Source organism: Actinomycetota bacterium (genome assembly GCA_040905475.1).
Taxonomy (GTDB): Bacteria; Actinomycetota; AC-67; order AC-67; family AC-67; genus DATFGK01.
Map to the genome: position 1 here is coordinate 1 of JBBDRM010000134.1, position 3,430 is coordinate 3,430.

At 69.1% G+C, this 3,430-nt stretch carries 4 protein-coding genes; all 4 read right to left on the bottom strand.

What is annotated here, in order from left to right; genetic code table 11:
• The coding region (locus WEB06_16195; GenBank protein MEX2557156.1) for an excinuclease ABC subunit UvrA at window positions 1–1,937 on the bottom strand (1,937 nt) is incomplete at its 3' end.
• Window positions 1,938–2,065: 128 nt separating this feature from the next.
• Window positions 2,066–2,548, bottom strand: coding sequence for a hypothetical protein (locus WEB06_16200; protein ID MEX2557157.1), 483 nt, complete (start codon window positions 2,546–2,548; stop codon window positions 2,066–2,068).
• A 39-nt stretch (window positions 2,549–2,587) separates the two neighbouring features.
• The gene (locus WEB06_16205) at window positions 2,588–2,995 is read right to left on the bottom strand and encodes a VOC family protein (protein ID MEX2557158.1); all 408 of its coding nucleotides are present in this window, start codon (window positions 2,993–2,995) and stop codon (window positions 2,588–2,590) included.
• 43 nt (window positions 2,996–3,038) lie between these two features.
• On the bottom strand, window positions 3,039–3,430 hold a 392-nt coding region (locus WEB06_16210; GenBank protein MEX2557159.1), incomplete at its 5' end, for a helix-turn-helix transcriptional regulator.

Here is a 3,430-nt window from a genome sequence, read left to right on the forward strand (position 1 = left end):
ACGGACATGCCGAGCACCTCGCTGATGTCGCTGCCGCCGAGGAGGTAGGTGAGTACCTCCGCCTGGAACCGCTTGCCCTCGCACACCTCGCAGGGCGTGGCGACGGTGTCCATGAAGCCGAGCTCGGTGTAGATCACGCCGGCGCCGTTGCAGGTGGGGCAGGCGCCCTCCGAGTTGGCGCTGAACAGCGCGGGCTTCACGCCGTTGGCCTTCGCGAACGCGGAGCGGATCGGGTCGAGCAGGCCGGTGTACGTCGCCGGGTTGCTGCGCCGGGAGCCGCGGATCGCGGTCTGGTCGACGGTCACCACGCCATCCCGGCTCGACACCGAGCCATGGATCAGCGAGCTCTTGCCCGACCCTGCCACGCCGGTGACCACCACGAGCACGCCAAGCGGGATGTCGACGTCGACGTCCTGCAAGTTGTGCGTGCCGGCACCGCGCACCTCGAGCGCGCCCGAGGGCGTCCGCACAGACGGCTTCAGCGTCGCGCGGTCATCCAGGTGTCGCCCGGTCAGCGTGCCGCTCGTGCGCAGGCCATCGAGGGCGCCCTCGAACACTACTTCGCCGCCGGCGGTGCCCGCGCCGGGGCCGAGGTCGACGACGTGGTCGGCGATGGCGATCGTCTCCGGCTTGTGCTCCACCACGAGGACGGTGTTGCCCTTGTCACGCAGGCGGAGCAGCAGGTCGTTCATGCGCTGGATGTCGTGCGGGTGCAGGCCGATGGTGGGCTCGTCGAAGACGTACGTGACGTCGGTCAGCGACGACCCGAGGTGCCGGATCATCTTCGTGCGCTGTGCCTCGCCGCCGGACAGCGTGCCCGCCGGGCGGTCGAGCGAGAGGTAGCCGAGCCCGATCTCCACGAACGAGTCGAGGGCCTCCCCGAGCGCCGTCAGCAGCGGCGCGACCGACAGGGCCTTGAGCCCGCGGACCCACTCCGCGAGGTCGCTGATCTGCATCGCGCAGGCATCGGCGATGTTGATGCCCTCGACCTTCGACGACCGCGCCGCCTCACTGAGGCGGGTACCGCCGCAGTCGGGGCATGCCGTGAACTTCACCGCGCGTTCCACGAAGGCGCGGATGTGCGGCTGCAGCGCGTCGACGTCCTTCGACAGAAACGACTTCTGGATGCGGGGGATCAACCCTTCGTAGGTGAGGTTCATGTTGCTGAACTTCACCTTGGTCGGCTCCTTGTAGAGGAAGTCGTTGAGCTCCTGCTTCGTGTACTTGCGGATCGGCTTGTCGGCGTCCAGGAAGCCGGACTCGCTGAAGACGCGGACGTTCCAGCCGTCTGCGGTGTAGCCGGGGATGGTGAGCGCCCCCTCGGCGAGCGACCGGGAGTCGTCGTAGAGCTGCGTGAGGTCGATGTCGGAGGCCGTCCCCATGCCCTCGCAGCGCGGGCACATGCCGCCGGTGATGGTGAAGGTCTTCGCCTCGGTCTTGCCTTTGCCCTCGCCCCGGGCCACCGTGATCGCGCCCTTGCCGGTGACCGAGGGGACGTTGAAGGCGAACGCCTGCGGCGAGCCGATGTGCGGCTGCCCGAGCCGGCTGAACAGGATGCGCAGCATCGCGTTGGCGTCGGTGGCGGTGCCGACCGTGGAGCGCACGTTGGCGCCCATGCGCTCCTGGTCGACGATGATCGCGGTCGTCAGTCCCTCGAGGACGTCGACCTCGGGCCGCGCGAGGGTCGGCATGAAGCCCTGCACGAACGCGCTGTAGGTCTCGTTGATCAGCCGCTGCGACTCGGCGGCGATGGTGCCGAAGACGAGGGAGCTCTTGCCCGAGCCGGAGACACCGGTGAACACCGTCAGCCGGCGCTTCGGGATCTCGACGCTGACGTCGCGAAGGTTGTTCACGCGTGCGCCCTGCACGCGGATCAGGTCGTGGCTGTCCGCGGTGTACGGCTCCGGCGCCTTCGTCGTCTTCGCCGCGTTACTCATCGTATCGTCCAGTTCCGCGAAGGGCCGGGGGGTTGCCGGCAACCATTGTCGGCGTCCCGGTGCTCGTCCGAAAGCGCGGGGCGAAGCCGGTCGACGGCAGCCGGTTGGGGCCGAGGGACTGAGCCTGGTCAGCCCGCCGCCTTCTTCACGAGCGCGGCGATCTTCGTCTCGTCGCCCTTCGTCAGTTCGATCAGCGCGAAGGACGTCGCCCACATGGAGCCCTCGTCGAGGAGCGCGTCGTCGTTGAAGCCGAACGTCGCGTACCTCGCCTTGAACTTGTCGGCGCTCTGGAAGAAGCAGACGACCTTGCCGTCCCTGGCGTAGGCGGGCATCCCGTACCAGGTCTTCGGCGCGAGGGCGAGCGCGCTCTCCGAAACGATCTCGTGGAGCCGCGTCGCCATGGCGCGATCGTGGTCAGGCATCTCGGCGATCTTCTCGAGCACGGCGCGCTCGCCGGCCTCCCGGTCCTTCTCCGCGCGCGCCTCGGCCTTCAGCTCCTTCGCGCGCTCTTTCATCGCCGCGCGTTCGTCGTCGGTGAAGCCCTCGGGCTTCTTCTTGCGGCTCGCGGTGGTGCTGTCCGCGGACTTCGAGGTGGCCTTCCTGGCGCTCATCGCTCCTCCTGTGCCGTGATGCCGGCGTCGTCGGACGGCTCACCGTTCCTGGATGCGGACCATGTTGCCCGCGGGGTCGCGCACGGCGCAGTCGCGGACGCCGTACGGCTGGTCCATCGGCTCCTGGATGACCTCGGCGTTGCTGGCCTCCAGACGCGCGAAGACGGCGTCGAGGTCCGGGGTGGCCAGCACGACGCCGCCGTAGGTGCCCTTCGCCATCATCTCGGCGATGGTGCGTCGCTCGTCGTCCGTGATGCCGGGGTCGGCGTCCGGCGGCTGCAGCACGATGGACGTGGCGGGCTGTCCGGCCGGGCCGACGGTGATCCAGCGCATCCCCTCGTATCCGACGTCGTTGCGGACCTCGAAGCCGAGGATGTCGCGATAGAAGGCGAGGGCGGCGTCCGGGTCGTTGTGCGGGAGGAAGCTCGCGTGAATGTCGATGTCCATGGCAGTCACTCCTTCTGAAGTGCGATGTTCCATGGCAGTCACGTTACGCGCGGCCGGGCGCGGCCGCTTCTCGATTCCTGACCGGTCTGGTCACCTGCCTCGCCACGCAGGGCACCATCCCCGCCGTCGCGTGCGCCGCCTCGTGTCGATAGCGGCTGGGCGGCATGCCGACGAGTTCGGTGAAGCGCGTGCTGAACGTGCCGAGGGAGGAGCAGCCGACCGCGAAGCAGACGTCGGTGACGCTGAGGTCGCCACGACGCAGCAACGTCATCGCGCGCTCGATGCGCCTCGTCATCAGGTACGCGTATGGCGACTCGCCGTAGGCGCGCCGGAACTGGCGGCTGAGGTGTCCCGCCGACATGTTCGCGCCGCGGGCGAGGGCCTCGACGTCCAGCGGCTGCGCGTACTCCCGGTCGATCCGGTCGCGGACGCGGC

Excerpts from the sequence above, each read along its gene's own strand:
- WEB06_16200 (MEX2557157.1), bottom strand. The coding sequence starts at position 2,548 with ATGAGCGCCAGGAAGGCCACCTCGAAGTCCGCGGACAGCACCACCGCG.
- WEB06_16205 (MEX2557158.1), bottom strand. The coding sequence starts at position 2,995 with ATGGACATCGACATTCACGCGAGCTTCCTCCCGCACAACGACCCGGAC.